Source organism: Halogeometricum sp. S3BR5-2, assembly GCF_031624635.1.
Lineage (GTDB): Archaea > Halobacteriota > Halobacteria > Halobacteriales > Haloferacaceae > Halogeometricum > Halogeometricum luteum.
Map to the genome: position 1 here is coordinate 148,930 of NZ_JAMQOQ010000004.1, position 22,445 is coordinate 171,374.

A 22,445-nucleotide genomic window follows, 5' to 3' on the forward strand; every position below is an offset into this window, starting at 1 on the left:
CAGCACCCAGTATATAGGTATCTTATTATGTGGAACCGATCGAAGCGGAGTGTAGGAGCTGAAGAAGCCGTCAGAGAGAAAATATAGCCTTTTCTGTCCCCTTTTCTGAATCCCGTATTCCGGGACGGGCTTCGTACCTTCTTTTTCGACCGCAGGTGCGCCGAGACGCGGGAACGTGTCCTTCATAGTCGTTGGATACGTTCCAACTTTCGGGAAGCCCTTCATTACAGTTCTATTATCGTAATTCCTTTCGAGTGCGGTAGTTCTCTGACTCGCATCCGCCGCGTCGGAGCGTTCAGGCCGAACTCGTTCGGATATCCGTCCGAAGCGTTCTGTACGCCAAAACCGCGCTCAGTAGCGGGTGTAACTCACGTTCAGTTCGAGTTCGTTCGACACGTTGAGCAGTAGGTCCGCGACGTCGCGTTCGTACTCCTCGTCGCGGAGGCGGCGGGCAGGCCCCGCGACGTTGAGAACCCCCACCAAGTCGTCGTTCGTCTTCGTCACCGGGACGGCGATGGAGTGGAGGCCCTGAATGTACTCCTCGTCGCCCGCGAGGTAACCGTCGGCGTCCAGCGTCTCGGCGTCCGAGGCGTCCCCGTCCGCGGCGTCGTCGAACAGGCGGAGGAGGCGGCCGGCGGTGAGACTGTCGAGTGGGACTCGCGCCCCGATTCGCATCTTGGTGTTGACGGCCTGCGCCCCCTCCTCCATGAAGACGACCACCGCGACGTCGGAGTCTCGGACGAAGAACTGGCATATCTCACCCGTCTCGTCCGCTATCTCACGAATCTTCGGTTCCACCTGTCTGAACTCGCCGACGCGCGCGCGGACGTGCCCGCCGAAGTCGAGGAACCGAAAGCCCAGCGAGAACCCCTCCTCCTCGGGAACGACGTAATCGCGCATCGCGAGCGTTCGCAGGTGGTTGTGCACGGTGCTCTTGGCGACGCCCAGTTCGGCCGCGAGTTCGGAGACGCCCGCCACGTCTCGTTCCCGAAGCAGTTCTAACAGGCGAAGCGTCGTCTCGACGGACCGAACCGGCACGTTCGCGGAGTCTCCGTCCATGGTCCATACTCCGCCGTCGACCACTAAAGCGTTCTGACTGTCAAAACGGAACGGTCCGGAACAGATATATCGGGTATATTCGTCCGATAGGCGCCGAAACCATTTAATTCCCCATCCTCATGCGGTCTATCTTGGCTCTGACTACTCAACTCCGTTCGATTCTACAGAACGAATTGCGCTCGGCCGACCGTGCGAGCGAAGCTTTGATGCGGACGGCGGGGCAGGTTCACGGAATGAACGACACCTTCCTCGTCGGAGTCGACCTCGCCCTGTCGAGCGTCCGCGTCACCGCGTACGACGAGAACGGCGACGTCGCGTTGAGCGGGCGCGCCGACGTCGACGAACCGTCGGCCGAAGGGTGGGAGGCGGCGCTTCGGGAGGCGGCCGTCTACCTCCCGAACGAGCGCACCGTCGTCTCGACGGTGGGAACGTCGGGAACCGTCGTTCCGGTCGACGCGCGCGGCGACGCCGTCTTCGACCCGCAGTGGTACTACGAGACGGCGCCCGAACAGGAGGCCCGACTGACCGACCTCGACCTCGCCGAGGAACTCTCCGCGCGCGGCGTCTCGCTGTCGGCGTCCAGTCCGCTGGCGAAGATTCTCCGACTGCGCGAGGAGCATCCGGACCGCTTCGACGACGTGGAGTGGATACTCAGCCCGGCGACGTGGCTGCTCTACCGCCTCGCCGTCCCGGAGGGCGAACGCTGGACCGACCTCGAAACCGACTGGACGAACGCGCTGAAGTTCGGCGCCGACGTGACGACGCGACCGCCCGAGTGGTTCGAACCGCTGTTCGACGCCGTCGACGTCGCCGTCGACCTCTTCCCGGCGATTCGCGCTCCGGGGACGTTCGTCGGTCACGCGGAGAGCCGACTCGCCGAGGAGGTCGGTCTGGCCGACGCGGAACTGTACCAGGGGCTCACCGACGGCAACGCCTCCGTCCTCGCCTCCGGATGCCTCCAACCCGGCGACTGCAGCATCGTCAGCGCCTCCACCAGCGTCGTCAAGTACGTCTCCGAGGAGATAGAACCCCACGATGCCCTCTACTACCACCGACACCCCATCGAGGGCTACCTCCCCGGCGCGGCGTTCGATTCGGGGGTGATACTGCGGTGGTTCTGCGAGCGAATCCTCGACATCGACCGGGACGAGGGGCTGAAACTGGCGCGCGGCGTCGACGCCGGCGAGGAGCCGAGACTGTTCCTGCAGGGCAACCGGAGCCCGTTCTTCGACCCGGAGATGGGGACGACGATGTTCGACCTGTGGCCCGGCGAGGACCGCTCGACGGACGAGGCCCGCGGGCGACTCGTCCGCGGCATCGTGTCGAGCATCGCCCTCTCGGAGTACACCTACTTCCCCCTCCTGGAGGAGCACTTCGGACGCGACATCGAGGAAGTTCGGCTCGTCAGCGGCGGCGAGGCGGGCCGGGACGACCCGTTCAGTTGGTGGAACACGCTCCGGGCGTCGGTCTGGGACCGCGAGGTGCTGCAGATGGAGCCGCGGGCGACGGTCGGACCGCTCATCCCGGCGGCGCTGACCGCCTCTGTGTACGGCGACGTCGACGAGGCGAGCGACAGACTCCTCCGCGTCAACGGCGAGGTGCCGGTGGACGACCGTCTCCGGGAGGCGTACCGGGAACGAAAAGAGGAGTTCGCCGACGACTGGTCGCGCGTGAACGACCTGTACGGGCGACTGGACCGCTGAGAGGGGCCGACGACCGTCTCAGTTGCTCTGGCCGTAGCCTTCGAACTTGGATTGGAGGTGGTCGACTTCCTCCTCCGGGATGATGGTCGGTTCGCCGATGGCCATCGACTGGTACTGGATGCGGGCGCAGTACTCCACCATCAGCGCCGTCTCGAACGCCGACTCGACGTCGTCGCCGACGGCGAGGACGCCGTGGTTCTGGAGCAGGCAGGCGTTGTGGTCGTCGCCGAGCGTCTCGACGGCGGCGTTGCCGAGTTCCTCCGTCGCGTACGTCTCGTAGGAGGCGACGGGCACCTCGTTGCCCGCGAAGGCGATGAGGTAGTGGGAGGCCGGGATGGGTTCGTCGATGGTGGCGAACGTCGTCGCGTACGGCGAGTGGTTGTGGAGGACCGCTCCCACGTCGTCCCGGCGGCGGTACACCTGACTGTGCATCGAGAGTTCCGAGGAGGGGTCCCGGTCGCCCCGGACTCGCTCACCGTCGAAGTCCATGACCGGAACGTCCTCCGTCTCCACGGAGTTGTACGGCATGCCCGACGGACTGATGGCGATGTGGTCGTCGCCGACGCGGGCGCTGATGTTCCCGCCCGTGCCCTTCGTGAGGCCCTGTTCGAGCATCTTGCGTCCGTGTTCCGCTATCGTGCTGCGCGTTTCCTCCGCCGACTGATCGAGAGACTGGTTTTCGTTCATGGTGTGTGTTTGAATCGTCTTCGTCCGCGTGTGCGTTCGTCCGGTCGATTCGCCTCGCATCCGCATCGTCGTCGCTTGCCCGTCGCTTCTCCGTTGGTCGCTACGCGAGGGTCTCCTCGTTGGCGACGTACTCGGGGTCGCGGCCGTCGAGGTACGCCTCGATGTCGTCGACGAGCATCTCCGAGTGGCGGTCGATGACCTCTTCGGCGGCGCCCGCGAGGTGCGGCGTCGTGACGACGTTGTCGAGTTCCAGAAGGGGGTGGTCCTCCGGAATCGGCTCCATGTCGTAGACGTCGAGTGCGGCGCCGCGGAGGCCGTCGGTCTGCAACTGTTCGAGGAGCGCCTCCTGGTCGATGATGGCACCCCGGGCGTTGTTGACGAAGTAGGCGCTCTCCTTCATCGTCTCGAACTCCTCGGCCCCGATGAGACCGCGCGTGCTGTCGGTCACCGGGACGTGGACGGTCACCACGTCGCTTCGTTCGAGGAGTTCGTCCAACTCGGCCTTCTCGGTGTCGTACTCCGCCATCGCGTCCGCATCGATGTAGGGGTCGAAGCCGAGGAGGTCCACCTCGAACCCGGCCGCCCGCTTGGCTACTTCTCGGCCGACGGCGCCCATACCGACGACGCCGACGGTCTTGCCGGCGAGTTCGGGACCCTTCAGTTGGACGTACGGGGACTCCCGACCCATCCCCCACGTCACGTCCTCTCGCTCGCCGCCCGAGGCGGCGTCTTCCTGCGGTTCGCCGGTGTACGTGCCGGTGCGGAGGAGGTGGTGGGCGTGCGCGATGTTCCGCATCGCGCTCAGAATCTCCCCCCACGTGAAGTCGGCGACGCTGACGGCGTTCCGTCCGGGCGCGTACAGCACGGGAATCTCCCGTTCGGTCGCCGCCTCGATGTCGACGTTGGCGTCGGGGCCGCCGCGGGCGCAGGCGACGAGTCGGAGGTCCGACGCCGCCTCGATGACCTCCGCGGACACGCCCTCGTATCCGACGACGAGGAGTTCGGCGTCCTCGACGAGGGCGCGGAACTCGTCGTCCGGGAGGCGCCCCTCTCGCTCCTCGATGGGGCGGTACTCGATGTCGATACCTAAGTCGTCTCGGAGACGCGAGAGCGCACTCTCGCTGAGGTTGGCTGTTACTACTGCTTTCATCGTTCGTGTGGGTGTGTGCTCGACACGCGTTTGCTCCGTCCGCCGGGCCGGAACGCCGCCGGACGCGGCGGTCCGAGCGCCCGATTCCGCGGTTCGGACCTCGGTCCGTCACGCTCGCGGTTCCGTATCCTGCGTGATTGTTGCTGCGATTCCACGTCTGGACAGCGAATGCATAAGTCTACCGGCGGCTCGTTTCCGTCGGTCGTCTCGACCAAAAAACATATGTGAGTGATGAACGATAACGAACAATCATGGCGCAAGTAGCCATCGGCGTAGATGCCGGTACGACCATCATCAAGTCCGTCGCGTTCACGCTCGACGGCGAGGAACTGTGTCACAGCAGCGTCGAGAACTCGGTCAAGCGCCCGGAATCGGGCTGGGCCGAGCAATCGATGGTGACGACGTGGAAGAAGACCGCACAGACGCTCAGCGAAGTCGAGGACCAACTGTCCGAGGACGACGAAATCGTCGCCCTCGGTGTGACGGGGCAGGGCGACGGCTGTTGGCTCCTCGACGAGGCGGGCGACCCGGTGCGGCCGGCCATGCTCTGGTCGGACGGGCGCGCCAACTCCCACGTCCAGGAGTGGCAGGAGAGCGGGGTGACCGACGACGTGTTCGACGTCTGCGGTGGGACGCAGTTCCCCGGCAGCAGCCTCGTCCTCCTGAGTTGGCTGAAGGAGAACGAACCGGAGCGCTACGAGGAAGCCGACACGGTGTTCTTCTGCAAGGACTGGCTGAAGTACAAGCTCACCGGGAAGATAACGACCGACTACAGCGACGCGTCGCTGCCGTACGTCGACGCCGAGGCGGAGGCGTACTCCGACGAGGTGTTGGACCTCGTCGAGATGCCCGAGGTGGCGTCGATGCGACCGGAACTCGTCCCCGGCGACGAAGTCGTCGGCGAGATATCGCGCGACGCCGCGGTGGAGACGGGCCTGCCCGAAGGGACGCCCGTCGTCTCCGGCTTCATCGACATCGCCGCCTCGGCGTTCGGGAGCGGCGCCTCCCTGCCGGGCGAGGGGTCGTCCATCGTCGGCACCACCTCGGTCAATCAGACCATCATGACCGAACCGCCGAGCGACGGCGAGAAGGCGGGCATCCTCCTGACCCTCGGCATCGACGACGGGTTGTGGACGAAGTTCATGTCCTCGATGACGGGCACGCCCAACCTCGATTGGGCCATCGAGGAGATAATGGACAAGAGCACGTTCAACCTCGTCGAAGAGGAAGTCGAATCCATCCCCGTCGGGTCGGACGGCGTCATCTACCAACCGTACCTCAGTTCGGCGGGCGAACGAGCGCCGTTCGTGAACCCGAACGCCAGAGCGCAGTTCATGGGGCTGAACCAAGAGCACACGCAGGCGCACCTCGTGCGAGCGGTGTACGAGGGTATCTCGCTCGCCATGCGTGACTGTTACACGCACCTGCCGCAGAACGCCGACGAGGTGTATCTCAGCGGCGGCGGCGCGAGTTCGGACTTCTGGTGTCAGATGTTCGCCGACTGCCTCAACGCGACCATCGTCATCCCCCGGGGGTCGGAGTTCGGCGCGAAGGGCGCCGCCCTCCTCGCCGGCGTCGGCAGCGGCCACTACGACGACCTGTCGAGCGCCGCGGAGGCGACGGCCTCGACCGCTCAGTCGTTCGAACCGCGGCCGGAGAAGGTCAAGCAGTACCGGCGCTGGTACGACGTGTACAAGCAGGCGTACGAGGCGACGTTCGAGGTGTGGGACGAACGCGCCGAGGCCGTCGAGGACCTGCGGCACATGAGCAAGACGGGCGCGTCCCGGCCGGCGAAGAAGTCGGTGACCGGCAAGGACACCGTGGGGAACGACTGAATGGTCGACCTCTCCGCGCTCTGGAACGTCGGGATGCTCGTCGCCGCCTTCGCCGGCGGCGCGTTCGGCGCGTCCATCGGCGCGCAACCGGCGTTCATCTTCACCGGCTTCCTCGTCATCGCGGGGGAGGCGGGAAACCTGGCCGCCGAGGCGGCGGCCGGAGCGATGAACGCGGACCCCGCGCAACTCAGCGCCCTCGGCCTCACGGGGAGCATCGCGTTCGGTCCCGTGTTCGGCCCGCACATCAGTTTCGCCGCCGGGGCCGCCGCCTCGGCGTACGCGGCGCAGAAGGGGTACATGGAGACGGACTTCGACTACTTCGCCGCGAAGGACATCAACTACGCCTTCGGGACGAAGCCGGACGTCCTCGCCGTGGGCGGCCTGTTCGGCGTCGCCGGCTACGGTCTCGCGCAGTTGATGACCGCGTTCGCGGCCCCGTGGGGCCCCGTCGCCATGGCGGTCGTTCTCTCGGGCGTGCTCCACCGCGTGGTGTTCGGCTACGACGTCGCCGGCCGCCCCGCCGAAGGCTGGCTCAACATGAAGCCGTTCGAGGACGACCGCTTCCGCGACCAGCCGCAGGGCGTGACCGACGGTGGATGGGACGAGACCGTCGAGAGCGAACCCGAAACGGACCGCGGCGGCCGGCTGAACCGGTTCCTCGTCGAACCGTGGCTCCCCCAGCAGTACCAGTGGACGCGCGTCGCGTTCCTGGGGGCGGTCGCCGGTATCCTCGGGGCGTACACCGGATACGCCAGCGGGAGCGTCTACCTCGTGTTCGGCATCAGCGCCGTCTCGCTCATCTTCCTCAGCATCGGGCTCGAGGAGTTCCCCGTCACGCACCACATCACGTTCCCGGCGAGTACGGCGGTGTTCGCGCTGGCGCCGGAGGGCGCTTCCGTCGGGTCGCTGCCCCTGACGCAGGTCGTCGTCGTCGGTGCGGTCTTCGGCGTGATCTGCGCGCTGTTCGGCGAACTGTTCCAGCGCGTCTTCTACGCGCACGGCGACACGCACCTCGACCCGCCGGCCGCGGCAATCGTCTTCGGGACGTTCCTCGTCGCGGCGCTGTCGGCCGTCGGCGTGTTCCCGCACAGTTCGTGGGTCCCGCCGCTGTGACGGGAGACACCGCCAGCGAGACCGACGCGGAGTGAACGGGGGGTATCGACGCCGACGAATCGCGTGCGAACTATCGACGAATCGCTGGTCGCCCGAACGAACCGACTACCGCGCGTTCCCACCCGCTCCCGTCCTCCGTCGTCCTCTCCCCTTCTGTTCCGTCCCTCGTTTCTCTGTCGTTCTCCGTCGTTCCCCTTTCAGCCTCACTCCACCCGCTCGACCGCTCGCCGCGTCATCGAGAGTACCTCGTCGTGAAACTCGCCGTTCGTGGCGACGAGACCCGAAGCGCCCGGTTCCCAGCGGTCGCCCTCGACGTCGGTCACCGTCCCGCCCGCCTCGCGGACGTGGTGGATGCCGGCGACGGTGTCCCACGAGTTCGGCGCGTCGCTCAGTCCGACGGTCGCGTCCAGCGCACCGTCGGCCACCATCGAGAGCGTCAACTGCGCCGACCCGGTGCGGCGGAGTTCGCCGAAGTCGGCGATGACGCTCTCGGCCAAGGCGCCGATGGCGGCGCTTTCTTCGTCATGAAGTCGGAGCGTCGAGGCGACGAGGGACGCGGCGGGGTCGGTCGTCTCGCTCACCGCCATCGCGTCGCCGTCGCGATAGACCGACCCCTCGCTCGCGACGTAGGTATCGCCCATCGCCGGCGCGGCGTTGACCGACGCTAGCGGCCGCCCGTCCTCGACGACGGCGACGCTCGTCACCCAGGCCCTCGTCCCGCGGGTGTAGTTCTGCGTGCCGTCGATGGGGTCGATGATCCAGGCGTACCCCTCCTCGGGGACGGTCTCCCGTTCGTCGCCCTCCTCGGCGACTATCTCGTCGTCGGGGAACGCCTCGCGTATCGCCGCGACGGTCCGACGCTGCGTCTCGCGGTCTATCTCGGTCACGAGGTCCACCTCGCTGGTCTTCTGCTCGACGTCCACGGCGGTGCGGAAGCGGTCGTACGCGTAGTCCGCCCCGGTCGCCGCGGCCGAGCGCGCGGTCTGCTCTCGGTTCGTCATGCGCGCACGTCGTCGCAGTGCCACAAAAAGACTCGGGCGGAGCCGACTCGCGGGCCTACAGGACCGCCGGCCCGGACGCGGCGCCTCGGCTCCGACGGCGCGCGCGTCCGGTCGTCTCCCGATCAGCTATGCAGGTCTTCGAACTTGTCTACGCCGGCCTGGGCGACTTCCATGTCTTGGCTGACTTCGCCGCCACTGACGCCGATAGTGGCGACGATTTCGCCGTCAACGGTGAGCGGGTAACCGCCGCCGAAGATGACGATGCGGTTCTCGTCGGTCGTCTGTAGTCCGTACAGAGAGTTGCCGGGTTCGCTGGGTTCGGCTAGCTGGTCCGTGCTCGTCTCCAGCGCAGCGGCCGTGTACGCCTTGTTGCGCGATATCTCGACGGACGCGAGCCACGCCCCGTCCATTCGGTGCTGGGCGATGAGGTTACCCTCGTCGGTCGCGATGGTGACGACCATCGGCTGTTCGATCTCTTCGGCCTTTTCCTCCGCGGCGGCGATTATCTCCGTCGCCGTCTCGAGACTGAGTTCTTCTGCCATTGACGATTCTCGCTTCGGAGACGAACCACAAATAGGTTGGCCCCGAACCCGCCGCTGTCCGCCTCCGGTGCGGTTTCGTACACGCGATAGCGGCCGTCTACTACTGTTCTGCGTGACAAAACACAACGTCCTATCTGGCTGGCTGGATGGTCCATTACAAGCATAACTTTGTAATTCCGGTCTAAGGGAGACGAACTACCCACAGACGTCTTTAGTCGTACTTCATCAGCTACTGACTCTGTGGTTTCGGTTTCGCTCCGGGCGACAGAGCAGACCACGTTCGTATGCTCGCTCTTCAGCGGACCTCTGTTCTGTACAGTAAAAACCGTGATTAAGCCGTTAAGGATGTATTCCGCTTCTAAGAGATGCTTGCAACATCTTTCGCTGTCTTTGAGACGACTGGAGATTCTGGGAGGCGTCTCTGTACAGGTGAACGCACTGGGGACGACTCTCCGTCTCCATCGCGATACCATCGTCGGCATTTCGGCTCCGGGCCGGGACCGATCCACCCGCTCGAACGTTCGCTGTGTTCTGGTCCCCCATCACAGCGTTCGGTACGAGTGCGATATAGATTCGTTCTGAGAAAACGTATCTCTATTTTCGGGCTCTTGGTTTGCTGTTTCGATTTTTCGGTTGTACGATAGCCGATTTTATGTTCAAGGACGGTGTTTAGAACTTCTGCAGGTTTCTTATTCTCTAAACTGCGTATTTGGGGACTACGATCTTCCAAGATACACCTATAGTGAGACTGAGTGTTTCTGGAACAGACTATACGAAGTCCGAGGCAAACGGCGTCGGCGAATCGCCGCCGTACTGGGCGGTTCGTCACTCGGTCGGTTTCAACCACTCTCGGAGGGTGTGCTCGTCGAGGACGACGAACTCCTCTGTCCGGTTCCAAAATCGCCCCTCTCGACGGACGGTGACGAGGAGGTGAGTCGAACTCGCCGGCACCTCCGCTCCGGTCGCCTCGCAGACGAACGTCTCCTCGGAGGCGAGCGAACGGCGAGCGACCGCCGTGACCCGTCACTCGTCGCTCCGGTCGGGGACGGCGGCACCTCGATACCACGGGTCCGAACTATCCATTAGCTTTCGGCACTCCGCCGGCGGCGCGCGGAGAGCGGTAGCCTCCACATTCTGTCGAGAACATCGGCTAGGAATACGACGGCCGCCGCTTAGTTCTACTCGCGGGGAGAGAAGGTAGTTCACCCGCCTCGTAGAGATGTTCGGATGCCGAGAATTTCAGTGCTCCGACCGACGGTAAACTCCATCCCGATATATCGACTGCTCGGACGATGGCACGACGGAAGCGACGGAGCGGCGGTTCGCGACGATAGGCGGATTACCCTCGCGAGTGCAGCGAGTACGCGATGAGCAGGACGCCGAGGAACTGGAACAGGCGCGTGAGGAGCGTGAGCGGTTGCTGGTACTGGAGGCCGATGACACCCTCGCGGAGAAGCAGCGAACCGACGAAGGCGATGCCGAACGCGAGGGCCGTGAGGAGGAACAGACCCAGCGAGAGCGCCCGCATGGGCCGACTGTCGTGGCGGCGGTATCCGCGATAAGCCTGATAGCCCACGTAGGCACCGACGAGCGTCGAACCGAGAGCGAGCGCGACGATGGACCACTCCATCGCGGCGCCGGGAGAGACGGGAGCCATCTCAGAGGTCCTCCCACATCCTCGTGAACCGGTCGGCGGTGTCGCTCTCCCCCTCACCGGGGAACGACTCCTCGTCCGTGCGCCGCAGGGCCGCCTCGAAGGCTCCGTCGTCGAGCGTGATGGATACCTCCGAGAGGGTGGCCGTGTAGACGCTGTAGTTGTTGTTGCTGGTCCGAACTCTGGTCTGTTCTTCGAGGAGTCCGTGCGCGCGCAACCGTTCCACCCGGCGGTAGACTGTCGGTTCGGACATCTCGCATTCGTCGGCAAGCTGTTGTGCGGACATTGGTTTGATACTCGTCGCTGCGAGGATATCCCGGGCGTACTCGTCGCTGAGAACGTCGAGAAGCTCACCCAGCGCGGAATCCTCACTCACGTTTCGGTCGAACGGCCGCCCGTCTGATTAATAGGACCGTGGATATCGAACGCGGACGGTCGCGGCGACCGGTTGCGGACGTGCCGGAGAGTCGGTCGGTCGGTGCAGTACCGAGGGAGGGCCGATGCGTCAACGGCAACGGCGATGGGGAGCGTCGTGCTGTCAGAGGCACGTCACCAGTAGTTGGTGCGGCACGTCGGTCGCTCATCGAAGCCCATCGCGTCTTGACCGACGGCCCGGCCGAGCATATACGGGCGGGGCGAACTTCTAGGTCAGAAGTTCGCACGGTTTCAGGCCCGACAGCCCACCGACCGGCCGATTTCGATCAGCCGCTCGGTTCCGACACCGGTCCCCCGGACCGTGTAACCGTACCCCCCGCAGTTCCACGACAGCGAGAGGGTCGGCCCGTAGTCGAAGGTTGCGGGTCGGCCGTCGACCGTCGCGTCGCGTTCGTCGGGGTCGATATCGACCGCGTAGTCGAACTTCGCGACCGCGAGTTCGCGTCCGCCGTCGCGGTAGCGGAGTCCGACCCCGTCGACGCGACCGGTCGTGCGCGTGGCGTAGACCAACTCGAACGCGGGCGGCACGGTCGGATCCGGAATCGCCATCGAACTCCGCGACGCCAACTCGGCGCTGCTTCGGTACAGTTCCGTTTCGGGGACGTCGAGACGCTGCACCGTCGTATCGGCGCCCAACCGGGGCCGAAACGTCTCCGCCGATACCGACGCGTCGAACGTCACGTTCGTGTACGTCGTCGTCACCGACCGCCGGACGCCGTCGTCGACCCACGCCGTCCGCTGGCGGAGGGGGTAAAACCGCTCGGTGTCCACCCACAGTCGCTGTCGGTAGCGGGTCTCCCCTCGGTCGGATTCGGGCCTGACGTCGAGGACGTAGGCCGACCGTCCATCGACGGCGGTGGTCTCGACGAACTCGACGACGTAGTCGCGAGCGTCCACCCGGGGAGCGGTACCGCTGTGTCGGGGGACGACCGGCAGCGGGGACACTTCGACGGACCGCGGTCGTCCCGAGTCGTCGGTCAACCCCGCGGCGACGACGAGTCGCTGGAGTCGGACGGCCGCGCGCGATTCGGTCGGCGGACCGGTCAACTCGATGACGGTCACGGCGTTCCGGTCGGTGTCCCGAAGCCAGAGCGTCGACCCGTTCGAGACCTGTATCCCGTACCGTCGGTCCGACTCGTCGCGAAAGCGGACCCGCCGCCGGTCGGTTCCCGGAACGCGCGTGACTGCGGCGACGCTTCGGGAGGTGACCGTTCCGTTCGCGCGCATCTCGACCGTCTGCGTTCCGGTGAGAGCGCCGATGGATCGGTACCGCTCGGTCACGTTCGCGTTGACCGAGGGATCCGCGTCGCCGATTGCACCCCCCGAGGCCCAGAGAAGTGCGGGAAGCGCGAGGCCGAGGAGTAAGAGCGCGGTGAGTACGCGTCGGTCGAATCGAGGGAGGAGGCGGCTCATGCTGGTACGTTGAACTGATTGCCCCTGCGTGAGAGAGTTGGTAAACTCTTCCGAACGCCCGGCGTCCGAATCGGTCTCTAGCTCTGCGTGTAGTCAACCCGGGAGTGAAATACAGAAGTTTTGCTATATCTGTACGGAGAGAAATTACTGCGCTTCGCACGTAGTTGTAGTATAGTGGTCGAATTCTCGCGTGGCTATGTATATACGCACAAGTTCGATTTCCCGGTAACCGAATTGGAGAGTATGTACACGAAAGCGGAACTCGACGACGAATTCGGCCCCATAGACGCGGACGAGTGCGCGGAGATGCGTTCGGCCTCGGAACTCGGTTACTCGACGGAGTCGCTGTCGGCGCTCTTCAGGTTCGAGGAGGCGCCGATCCGGTACCACCTAGACGGGTGCTGTTCGCACCACTGAGCCGTCGGGCTCTCGGGAGGCCGACGCCGACGCAGGCTCCCGAAGCGAACGAACTCGTTTAGGTAGAGAGGGCAGTAGAGAGGAGTACGATCCTCGCCGGCCGCCGGTACCGACGGCGACGGTCCGGGCGGGCGCCGCGAACCGCGGAACGGAGGCCGGGACGGGGGCGAGACTCATGACCACAGGAACGGACTCGAACGCCGACGACATCGACGAACTCGAAGCGGAGATAGAGAGCCTGGAGTTCAGACGGCAGACGGAGGTGCTCTCCCCCGAAGAGGAGCACAAACTCGTCGAGCGAATCGAGACGAAGCGCGAACTCCTCCGGCAGAAGCGACGCATCGCGAGCGGGGACGGCCCGCCCATCGCTCGCGGCCAGACCGTTCACATCCGCTCCCGCGAACCGATGCTCGTCACGCGGGCGGGCGGGTCCCGAACGTACGGTGCGTGGGACGCCGAGGACGGCGAACCGATCGGCGAGGCGTGGTCGCTCTCGGAGACCGCGGTGCGGGGGTTGATGCGGCGGTACGACTGGACGCAGGTCGACGGCGAGGCGATGACGTCCGTCGTGGGCGAGAGGGACGAGACCGACCGGAGAGAGACCGACCGGGAGTAACGCGTCGTCGAGGCCGGAACCGGCGAGTGTTCTCGTTCACCCGCGACGGCCGCTCCGCGGCGGGTCGCCGAAAGCAGTTTCCTGTTCGCGCCGTTCTGCCGAAGCGAGACGATGGCAGACCGAGCGAGCGACTCCGAGGCGAATCGCGACGCGAACCCACGGCGCGGTTTTCCGAACCGCGTCGACGCGGCCGGAAGCGCGGCGGTGGTCGGCGCACTGCTCTGGACGGCGGCACCGTGGGCGGAACGCGCCGTCTACGGTGACCGGCCGTACGTCGGAACGGAGTTCGACCTGCTCTCGTTCGTCGGCCTCCTCTCGGTGGGGGTCGGTGTCGCCGGATTTCGGGCCGCGTTCCGGTCGGAATACGGGGGGTTCGGGGCCGTCGGCGTCGCGTCGACGGGCGCGGGCGTCGCCGTACTCGCGGCACTCGCCGGACGGTCGGCGCTCGCCGTCGTCGCCGCCGGGTTCGGCGCGGTCCCGGCGACCGGCGAGGACCCGGCGGGTCTGATACTGACGCTCGCGTGGGTACTGGGAGTCGGACTGGCGACGCTCGGAGCGGGCGCTCTCGGTGCCGCGCTCCGGCGTCTGACCGGTCGGTGGACCCTCGCCGCCGCGTCGCTCCTGTCCGGACTCGCCGTGCCGGTTCTCGTACTCCTCCTCCGAGCGCTGTCGCTGCTTCCCCTCGCGGTCGGAACGCTCGTCGTCCGGACGAACGTCGTCCTCCTTCCGCTGGGTCTCGGGTGGGTTGCGCTCGGTGCGGCGGTCCGGTCGCGAGTGCGAGTCGGCGGGTCGGAAGCGTAGCCGACGGGTGCTCGGAACTATCTCTGTGTTCCGACGGCCGACAGTCAGTAGTCGTCGGGGAGACTACGGGTCGGCGTGATCCGCGTCTGCGAGGACCACGGCCACTTCGAGGGCGACGGCTGTCCGGCGTGCGGCGACGAGGGGCGGAAGATACTCGACGACGAGCGCCGAACGCGCCTCTCGAAGTTCGTCAGCGGGGCGTTGCGTCACTTTCCCAACGACGCCGGACTGTCGGTCGACGACCGAGGGTGGACCGAGTACGGGGAACTCGTCGCGGCGGTCACGGAGCGGTACTCGTGGGCGGAACCGAAGCACGTCGAGGCGGTGACCGCGACCGACTCGAAGGGTCGCTTCGAGCGTCGCGGAGACCGGATTCGCGCGGCGTACGGTCACTCGATAGCGGTGACGCTGGAACCGACCGAGTCCGACGTTCCGGAACGCCTCTACCACGGGACCGCACCCCGGAACGTCGGAGCGATACTCGACGAGGGTCTCAAGCCGATGGACCGCCAGCAGGTCCACCTCTCGGAGACGGCCGACGAGGGGCGCGAGGTCGGCCGGAGACACGCCGACGATCCGGTGCTCCTCGCGGTGGACGCGGAGGCGATGGAGTGCGAGGGATTCGAGGTGGACCGCCGGGGGGCCGGAACGTACACCGCCGCCCGCGTTCCGCCCGAGTTCCTCGAACGAGTGGACGGCGACGATGAACAGGCGGACCGCGAGGACGAACAGGCAGGCGACCAAGACGGACAGGCAGGTGACCAAGACGGACAGGCGGACGACGAGTGAGACCCCGCGGCGGTACGGAGGCGGCAAACGAGAGCGAGTTCGGTGCCTATTCGGGTGCCGGCGGAGAACCCGCACCCGTGACAGAACTCAGCGCACACCACGTCGGCGTCACCGTCGCGGATCTCGAACAGACCGTCAAATTCTACCGGGACACGCTCGGGTTCCCCGTCGAGAGCGAGTTCTCCGTCTCGGGCGAGGCGTTCGCGACGGCCGTCGACGTCGAGAGTGCCACCGGTCGGTTCGCTCACCTCGACGCCGGCGGCGTCCGCGTCGAACTCGTAGAGTACGAACCGGAAGGAGAACGAGAGAGAGAATCGTCGGTGAATCAACCCGGCGCGAAACACCTCGGGTTCTCCGTCGACGATATCGACTCACTATACGAGTCGTTGGACGGACAGGTCGAAACGCTCAGCGAACCCCGGACGACCGACACAGGTTCTCGGATTCTGTTCCTACGGGACCCTGAAGGGAATCTCGTCGAACTGCTGGAGACGTCGTAACCCGGGTCCGCCCTCCTTTCCTGTTCCTCTCTCCTCTACCCTCTCCGCCAGAGGTCTCGACTTCTCGGGCCAGGTAGTCTCCCACCCCACGTTTCCGTCGTTCTTCGTCCGGCGTCTCTCGGTGTTTCCTTTCTCGGTCGTGAGAGGTGCCAGCAGGCGTTGTTGGCCGCTTCTCCACCTTTCCATTGTTCCCGGTGAAGTGGGGCCACACCCACACCCCACGTTTCCGTCGTTAACTGTCTCGGGTGGGGAGGGGGAGGCATCGGGCGCCTCCCCCGTTAAAATATCTAAAGCGGCTAGTGAACTATTCGTCTCTTATACGTATTAAAGTTGTCTATCCCTTAGCTAGTTTTCTGGCTAGCTACTACGTGGCTTCTGCCGACTTTTTGTCAAACTATTCTAGAGGAATACTGGTCGAGAGATAGCGGTGAAGACCTACCCGGCCTTCGTGCGGGAACGACGGAAACGCGGGGTGTGTGTGTCACTGAGAGTTTCTCCCCCAACCTTCGAGAGTAAGAACGTCGGAAACGTGGGGTGGGTGGGTGAGGGGAGAACGGGATGACGAGAGAACGGGAACGACGGAAACGTGGGGTGAGGTGTCGAGAAACGCGGAAACTGAGGTTAAGACGGGAAGTCAACGAAAGGGTAGCGAGTGCTTCGCTGCCGGTGCTTCGACTGAAGACCGCCGTTCCCCGAGTTCCGCTTTCCTCTCTCGCAGACTCCATCGACTGAACGATACGTCGGTCATAACCGTCGCTACCCCGACCACCCCCTCCCCTCCCCTCCTCTTTCCCCCGGAACGACGGAAACGTGGGGTGTGTGTGTCGGAACGGCGGAAATACGGTATCCGACCGATAAGCGACAAAACGCCGAACACGGTACCGAGAGAGTTCTGAACCGAGAGAAACGTCGGAAATTCGGGGCCCCTCCCGGGATGGATTTATATACGATGGCTCTCACGACACTGTCATGGAGAAAGATGGGTCACAGGACATCGCCGCGGAGATTTTCGCTCAGGAAGACCCCATCTTCAGGAACAAATCCCTCGTGGAGGTGGAGCACGTCCCGAGTCCCGAACGAATCGTCGGCCGCGACGACGAGATACGCGCCCTGTCGACCGAACTGCGGTCGGCGGTCAACGGCGACTCGCCGGAGAACGTCATCCTGTACGGGGAGACGGGAACGGGGAAGAGTCTGGTCGCAAAACACGTCGCGAAGGCGGCCAAGTCGAACGCCGGCGACGTGCGCATCGGAACCGTCTACGTCGACTGCTCTACCGACGACACCGAGACGCAGGCCATCTCCAGCATCGCGCGGACGCTCAACGACGAGGCGGTGACCGACATCCGCGTCCCGGAGACGGGACTCGCGAAGGCGGCGTACTACACGCGCCTGTACGCCATCCTCGACCAGCAGTACGACGTGGTCATCATCATTCTCGACGAGGCGGACATGCATCCGGACGACCAGATTCTCATGTCGCTCTCGCGCGCCGTCGAGACGGGCAAGACCGACTGCCGCATCGGACTCATCGCCATCAGCAACAAGGTCCGGTGGGCGGAGGACCTGAACGACCGGGTGAAGTCGTCGCTCCAACCGCGCGAACTCAACTTTCACTCCTACGACGCCAACCAACTCCGCGCGATACTCAGTCACCGGCGCGACGCGTTCCGCGAGGGCGTTCTCTCCGACGACGTGGTCCCCCTCTGTGCCGCCTACGCGGCGCAGGACCACGGAGACGCCCGGCAGGCCATCGACGTCCTCCGAAACGCGGGGATGCTCGCTCAACGGGACGGCTCCGACGTCGTCACCCGCGACCACGTCGAGGACGCGAAGATGGAAGCCGAGAAGGACCGCTTCCGGGACCTCATCGGCGGTCTGACCGTCCAGAAGAAACTCGTCCTCTCGGCGGTGACGGCGCTCCACAAGGGGACCGACGACGACGAGTTCTCGATGGCGCAGATCATCGAAACCTACACGAAACTCTGCGAGGCGACCGGAACGTCGACGCGGTCGGACCGCCGCGTCCGCGACTTCGTCCGGCGCCTAGCGTTCCTCGACATCCTCGAACTTCGGAAACAGAATCTGGGCCGCGCGGGCGGCATCACCATCTACGCCCGCCTCCAACCCGACCACGACCTCGACATCGTCCACCAGACGGCGATGGACGACGAACAGTTCGTCGTCACGGACTCCGACGCCGAGAACGCCTCGCTCGACTCCTTCTGAAGCCCCCCTTCTTCGCCACCCTCTCGTCCCGACTGGCATCCGGTCGGCCCACCCCGTGTTTCCGACGTTTTCTCGGCGCGTCGACCGTTCTCCCGGCGCCCGCTGACGACCGCTTCTCGGAGGACACCCCTCGTTTCCGTCGTTTTATTTCGGAAATCTCGTCTACTTCGTCGCACGTCGTCGTCCGCTGTCCGCCGTTCGTCCAGTTCCGACCGTCGACCGCACTCGGTCCCGCCGAACCGTCCTCGCCCGACGACGGAGACGGCACGAACCCGTATCAGATTCGATATCCTCGCCCGAAATCGTTCGACTGGACCTCACATCAAACAACTCTCAATTGATAACCAAGACGATACTGATATATCAAAGATAGTATGACTAAAGCCGATGACTCGGTTGAGAAAACTGCTGCCGGGACGTATCCGCGCGAGTTACGCGCTCACGTTTCTGGCAGCTATCCTTGCGATTCTAGTCGTGATGGGAAGCATCTCGGCGTACGCGTACACGAACAGCCAATCGACGGTGAGAGAGCATGCATCGGACGAGATTCTCAGTTCCGCGCAGTTGGAGGCGGGACAGGTGTCCACGTGGGTGGACCAGCGCGAACAGACCGTCGAGATGCTCTCGGAGTATCAAGTGATGAAGACGGAAGACCCGGAGTCGGTGAGTCTCTTCCTCGCCGGTGAGATGGACTCCGTACCCGAGGACGTCCACACCGTCCACTACGTCGAGGCGTCGACGAACACCGTCCTCGCGAGCACGGACGTCGCCGCAATCGGTCGGTCGTACACCGGCGCGGAGGCCGCGTGGGCGGCCTCCGAGCGAACCCTCGCCGACGGCGACGAGGTGTACCGGTCGGACGTCTACCGGGACGGGGACGTGCCCACTCTCTCGTGGGTTTCGCCCGTCAACGGTCACGAAGACTACCTCGTCGTCGTCAGCGCCGACGTCTCCGCCATCTCCTCGCAGTTGCACTCCAGCACCGAAGGGAGCTTCAGCATGGTCGTCGACACCGGTGACGGCGAGGTCATGATGGACGAACGAAACGAGGCTATCACCGAACTCTACACGCTCGGAATGGACGCCGAGGTGATTCAGAGCGGCGCCCGCGGTGAGTCGGGCATTATCGAGATGGAGCCGGTTGCGGACCTGCTCGACGAACCGTTCCTCGTGGGCTACGCGCCCGTCGAAGGGACGGACTGGATAGTCACCGTGAACGTTCCGGAGGCGTCCGCCTACGCCGTGGCGAACGGCGTCGGCCGCGACTTCCTCGTCCTCCTCGGCACCGCGTTCGCGGGCCTCGCGTTCCTCGGCGCCACAATCGGTCGGAGCACCGTCGCGTCCCTGAAGGACCTCCGGTCGAAAGCGAGGGAACTGGAGGCCGGGAACCTGGACGTCGACGTGGCGACCACGCGCGAGGACGACATCGGACAGCTGTACGAGGCGTTCGGGTCGATGCGCGATACGCTCCGCGAGCGAATCGAGGAGTCGACGCGCACGACCGAGCACCTCGAACGGCGGGCCGCGGACTACAGCACCGTCATGACCGCCTGCGCGGACGGCGACCTGACCCGCCGTCTCGACCCGGACGACGAGAACGAGGCGATGCGGAGCATCGCGGAGTCGTTCAACACCATGATGGACGAACTCGAGGGAACGGTCGTCCGAATCAGACGGTTCGCCGACGAGGTCGCCGCCGCGAGCGAGCAGGTGACGGCGAGCACCGACGAGATTCAGCGCGCGAGCGAACAGGTCAGCGGTTCGGTCCAGGAGATATCCGCCGGCGCCGCGCGACAGAACGACAGTCTCGCGTCGGTCAGCGACGAGATGACGTCGATGTCGGCCACCATCGAAGAGGTCGCGTCGTCCGCCTCGGAGGTGGCGACGACCGCCGAAGGCGGCGTCGAACGCGGGACCGACGCGCGGACCCACGCGACGAACGCCATCGACGAGATGAACGCCATCGAGACGCGCACCGACCGCCGGGTCGACGAGGTGGAGTCGCTCGAAGCGGAGATAAAACGCATCAGCGACATCGTCGAGATGATAGACGACATCGCCCAGCAGACGAATCTCCTCGCCCTCAACGCCTCCATCGAGGCCGCCCGCGCGGGCGAGGCGGGCGAGGGGTTCGCCGTCGTCGCCGACGAGATAAAGACGCTCGCCGGCGAAGCGAGCGACGCGACCGACCAGATCGAGGCGCTCATCTCCCACGCCGTCGAGTCGACCGAGAAGGCCGCTTCCGACATGCACGACACCGGCGAGGACGTCTCGAACAGCGTCGACGTGGTGGAACGAGCGCTCGTCGCCGTCGAAGAGGTCGTCGAGGCGTTCGAGGAGACGAACCGCGGCGTCCAGGAGATAGACGACACCACCGAGGAGCAGGCCAGAACGACCGAACAGGTCGTCAGCAGGGTCGAGGAGGTGGCGCGCATCAGCGCCGAGACGACCGACGAGACCCAGCAGGTCTCGGCCGCCTCGGAGGAACAGACCTCCTCGCTGACCGAAGTCTCCACCAGCGTCCGGTCGCTGGCGGACCAGGCCGAACGGCTCCACCGACTGCTCGGTCAGTTCGTCGTCGGTGACGCCGGAACGTCGCCGTCGCCGTCCGCGGACGGCCGGTCGGCCGCCGCGGTGAACGAACGGGTGTCCCCGGCGACGGACGGTGGGTCCGACCGCGCCGCCCCGACCCGGCCGGCCCGCCCCGACCGCCGGTCGTAACTCCCACCGAACGACTCTCTTTTCGCCCGATACCGCTCGTATCAGAGGGATTTCGATGCCACGGCCGCCGACGCATTCGGTGTCCCCGACGGCGACGGCTCTCGGCCTCGTCGGCGCTCGCCGTCATCCGAACGTCCTCGCGTAGAATCACCGCCGGCCGCCGCTCAGTACGACATCTGCGGATGTCGGCTCGCGGGGTGGTCGTCCGCCGAACCGTCGCCGTCGGACTCGTCACACTCGCCGCGAATGCCCCCGTTCGCCTCGTCTTCCCCGCCGCGCGTCGTCTCGGTACCTCCGCGTTCGTCGTGCGGGGAGGCCGCCTCGACGGCGGCGCGAACGTGCCGCGCGGAGATGGGCTGTCTACTTCCCGCGTCGTACGTCTCCGCTATCGCCCGTCTCGCCGCCTCGTTCGCCGCCGATTCGAGGTCGCTCGCGCTGAATCCGTCGGTCGCGGCGACCGCGTCGTCCAACTCGTCGTCGTCGAGTTCGGTCGGCCGTCCGTCGAGGTGGTACCGCAGTATCGACCGTCTGGACTCGGGGTCGGGGAGGGGAACGGCTATCCACTCGTCGAACCGACCCGTCCGGACGAGCGCCTCGTCGAGTTCTTCCAGTTTGTTCGTCGCACCGATGACGACGACGTCCTCGGCGTCCAGCGCCGCGAGTTCCATCAGCAGTTGGTTCTGCATCTGCCGTTCGCTCTGCGTGTTGTGGGTGGCCCCCCTGTCGGTTCCGAGGGCGTCGAGTTCGTCGATGAAGACGATGCTCGGTTGGTGCGCCCGGGCGACCTCGAATATCTTGGCGATGTTGTCGGCGCTCTCGCCGACGAACTTGCTCGTCACGTTCGCGGGCGTGATGCGTAGGAACGGCCGTCCGAGTTCGCCGGCGAGCGCGCGACTCAGATACGTCTTCCCGGTCCCCGGCGGTCCGTGTAGCAGAATACCGTTTATCGTTCCGAGTCCGTACGCCTCGAACAGTTCCGGGTCGGACAGCGGGTTCAGGACGGTCTGTCTGAGTCGCTCTTTGACGCCGTCCATCGCGGCCACGTCCTCGAACGTGGTGTCCGGTTCGCACAGCCACTGTTCGGCGTCGGCGTCCGCCCCTCCGTTATCGGACGCGTCGTCTCCGGACGGACGGACCGCCTCGGACATCTCGTCGGTCACGTCGTCGGCCGTCGTCGGCCGCTTCTTGTCGCCCTGCTGGAACCGGACCACGCCGCCGACGCGTTCGGGCGTCAGGTTGGCGACCACGGCGGCGTCCGCGTCGGACATCCACTCGAACTCGCGCGTTAGCGCGTCTCGGAGGTCGGCGTGGAATCCGTTCGGCAGCGACTGGGTGAACCGCCCGTTCCGACCGATGGGCGTCCGCCGTCGGTCCCATCCCCAGTAGAGGTGTTCGGCCGCCCCGCGAGCGGCGTTGTTCACGAACTCGGCCACCTCCGCGGCGTGCGACCGCAGGGCCGCCGGGTCGCACCGCGCCGCCGCCTCCGAAGCGATGGTCTCCGGCCGGTTCTCGCACGCGTCGGCGAAGGCGTCGATGTGCTCGGCCTCCAGGGCGCGTTCGAAGTGGAGCGTCGCGGCGACGTTCGCCGCGGCCATCTCCTCCTCTCGAACGAGGAACCCGGCGGAGGTGACGTACTCGCGTCGCTCGCCGTCGTCTGTCGTCCGGTCCCACGCGTACTGGATGCGCCCGAGGCTCCGTATCGGCCGCGCGTCACCGAGGCGGTACCCCTGCCGGACGGTACCGTCCGCACAGAGGTACGCCATGTCTTCCGCTCTCCCCC

Annotated in this window: 19 protein-coding genes and 1 pseudogene; 10 read left to right on the plus strand and 10 right to left on the minus strand. The window is 65.6% G+C overall.

The features are described from left to right. Positions 1-351: 351 nt before the first annotated feature. Positions 352-1,059, minus strand: coding sequence for an IclR family transcriptional regulator (locus tag NDI79_RS15440; protein WP_310929478.1), 708 nt, complete (start codon positions 1,057-1,059; stop codon positions 352-354). Between the two features lie 233 nt (positions 1,060-1,292). Between NDI79_RS15440 and NDI79_RS15445 the strand changes: the two genes are divergently transcribed. Then, the gene (locus NDI79_RS15445) at positions 1,293-2,762 is read left to right on the plus strand and encodes an FGGY family carbohydrate kinase (protein WP_310929479.1); all 1,470 of its coding nucleotides are present in this window, start codon (positions 1,293-1,295) and stop codon (positions 2,760-2,762) included. An 18-nt stretch (positions 2,763-2,780) separates the two neighbouring features. On the opposite strand, the gene NDI79_RS15450 is transcribed toward NDI79_RS15445, so the two are convergent. Together NDI79_RS15450 and NDI79_RS15455 are read right to left on the minus strand one after the other, a co-directional pair. Beyond that, positions 2,781-3,449: a class II aldolase/adducin family protein gene (locus NDI79_RS15450; RefSeq protein WP_310929480.1), complete on the minus strand. Its 669-nt coding sequence runs from the start codon at positions 3,447-3,449 to the stop codon at positions 2,781-2,783. A gap of 100 nt (positions 3,450-3,549) precedes the next feature. After that, positions 3,550-4,599 carry an NAD(P)-dependent oxidoreductase gene (locus NDI79_RS15455; protein ID WP_310929481.1) on the minus strand — a complete coding sequence of 350 codons (1,050 nt, stop codon included), beginning with the start codon at positions 4,597-4,599 and terminating at the stop codon, positions 3,550-3,552. A 251-nt stretch (positions 4,600-4,850) separates the two neighbouring features. Between NDI79_RS15455 and NDI79_RS15460 the strand changes: the two genes are divergently transcribed. Then, positions 4,851-6,434, plus strand: a complete 1,584-nt coding sequence (locus NDI79_RS15460; protein WP_310929482.1) for an FGGY-family carbohydrate kinase — start codon at positions 4,851-4,853, stop codon at positions 6,432-6,434. Then, a complete protein-coding gene (locus NDI79_RS15465; RefSeq protein WP_310929483.1) occupies positions 6,435-7,547 on the plus strand; it encodes a DUF7973 family transport facilitator in 1,113 nt (370 codons plus the stop codon). Between the two features lie 203 nt (positions 7,548-7,750). Here the strand turns inward: NDI79_RS15465 and NDI79_RS15470 are convergent, their stop codons facing one another. The 6 genes from NDI79_RS15470 to NDI79_RS15495 all read right to left on the minus strand — a co-directional run bounded on the left by NDI79_RS15470 (position 7,751) and on the right by NDI79_RS15495 (position 12,592). Next, entirely contained in the window at positions 7,751-8,548 is a 798-nt protein-coding gene (locus NDI79_RS15470) for an inositol monophosphatase family protein (protein ID WP_310929485.1), read from the minus strand. A 122-nt stretch (positions 8,549-8,670) separates the two neighbouring features. Further along, positions 8,671-9,090 carry a GlcG/HbpS family heme-binding protein gene (locus NDI79_RS15475; protein WP_310929486.1) on the minus strand — a complete coding sequence of 140 codons (420 nt, stop codon included), beginning with the start codon at positions 9,088-9,090 and terminating at the stop codon, positions 8,671-8,673. Positions 9,091-9,915: 825 nt separating this feature from the next. Beyond that, positions 9,916-10,041, minus strand: a complete 126-nt coding sequence (locus tag NDI79_RS15480) for a hypothetical protein (protein WP_310929487.1) — start codon at positions 10,039-10,041, stop codon at positions 9,916-9,918. A gap of 388 nt (positions 10,042-10,429) precedes the next feature. Next, a complete protein-coding gene (locus tag NDI79_RS15485) occupies positions 10,430-10,747 on the minus strand; it encodes a DUF7521 family protein (RefSeq protein ID WP_310929488.1) in 318 nt (105 codons plus the stop codon). 1 nt (position 10,748) lies between these two features. After that, entirely contained in the window at positions 10,749-11,120 is a 372-nt protein-coding gene (locus tag NDI79_RS15490) for an ArsR/SmtB family transcription factor (protein WP_310929489.1), read from the minus strand. Between the two features lie 290 nt (positions 11,121-11,410). Further along, entirely contained in the window at positions 11,411-12,592 is a 1,182-nt protein-coding gene (locus NDI79_RS15495) for a LolA family protein (protein ID WP_310929491.1), read from the minus strand. Positions 12,593-12,835: 243 nt separating this feature from the next. On the opposite strand from NDI79_RS15495, the gene NDI79_RS15500 reads away from it, so the two are divergent. The 7 genes and pseudogenes from NDI79_RS15500 to NDI79_RS15530 all read left to right on the plus strand — a co-directional run bounded on the left by NDI79_RS15500 (position 12,836) and on the right by NDI79_RS15530 (position 20,665). After that, the gene (locus NDI79_RS15500; RefSeq protein WP_310929492.1) at positions 12,836-13,009 is read left to right on the plus strand and encodes a hypothetical protein; all 174 of its coding nucleotides are present in this window, start codon (positions 12,836-12,838) and stop codon (positions 13,007-13,009) included. Between the two features lie 205 nt (positions 13,010-13,214). Further along, positions 13,215-13,346: pseudogene (locus NDI79_RS15505) on the plus strand (DUF7121 family protein); the annotation flags it as partial. Positions 13,347-13,736: 390 nt separating this feature from the next. Beyond that, the gene (locus tag NDI79_RS15510; protein WP_310929493.1) at positions 13,737-14,426 is read left to right on the plus strand and encodes a hypothetical protein; all 690 of its coding nucleotides are present in this window, start codon (positions 13,737-13,739) and stop codon (positions 14,424-14,426) included. Between the two features lie 75 nt (positions 14,427-14,501). Continuing rightward, the gene (locus tag NDI79_RS15515; protein WP_310929494.1) at positions 14,502-15,215 is read left to right on the plus strand and encodes an RNA 2'-phosphotransferase; all 714 of its coding nucleotides are present in this window, start codon (positions 14,502-14,504) and stop codon (positions 15,213-15,215) included. A 77-nt stretch (positions 15,216-15,292) separates the two neighbouring features. Beyond that, complete coding sequence (locus NDI79_RS15520; RefSeq protein WP_310929495.1) at positions 15,293-15,715, plus strand: VOC family protein; 423 nt, start codon at positions 15,293-15,295, stop codon at positions 15,713-15,715. 969 nt (positions 15,716-16,684) lie between these two features. Then, positions 16,685-17,944, plus strand: coding sequence for a Cdc6/Cdc18 family protein (locus NDI79_RS15525; protein WP_310929496.1), 1,260 nt, complete (start codon positions 16,685-16,687; stop codon positions 17,942-17,944). A gap of 387 nt (positions 17,945-18,331) precedes the next feature. After that, the gene (locus tag NDI79_RS15530; RefSeq protein WP_310929497.1) at positions 18,332-20,665 is read left to right on the plus strand and encodes a methyl-accepting chemotaxis protein; all 2,334 of its coding nucleotides are present in this window, start codon (positions 18,332-18,334) and stop codon (positions 20,663-20,665) included. Between the two features lie 164 nt (positions 20,666-20,829). On the opposite strand, the gene NDI79_RS15535 is transcribed toward NDI79_RS15530, so the two are convergent. Continuing rightward, complete coding sequence (locus NDI79_RS15535; RefSeq protein WP_310929498.1) at positions 20,830-22,428, minus strand: ATP-binding protein; 1,599 nt, start codon at positions 22,426-22,428, stop codon at positions 20,830-20,832. Between the last annotated feature and the right edge of the window lie 17 nt (positions 22,429-22,445).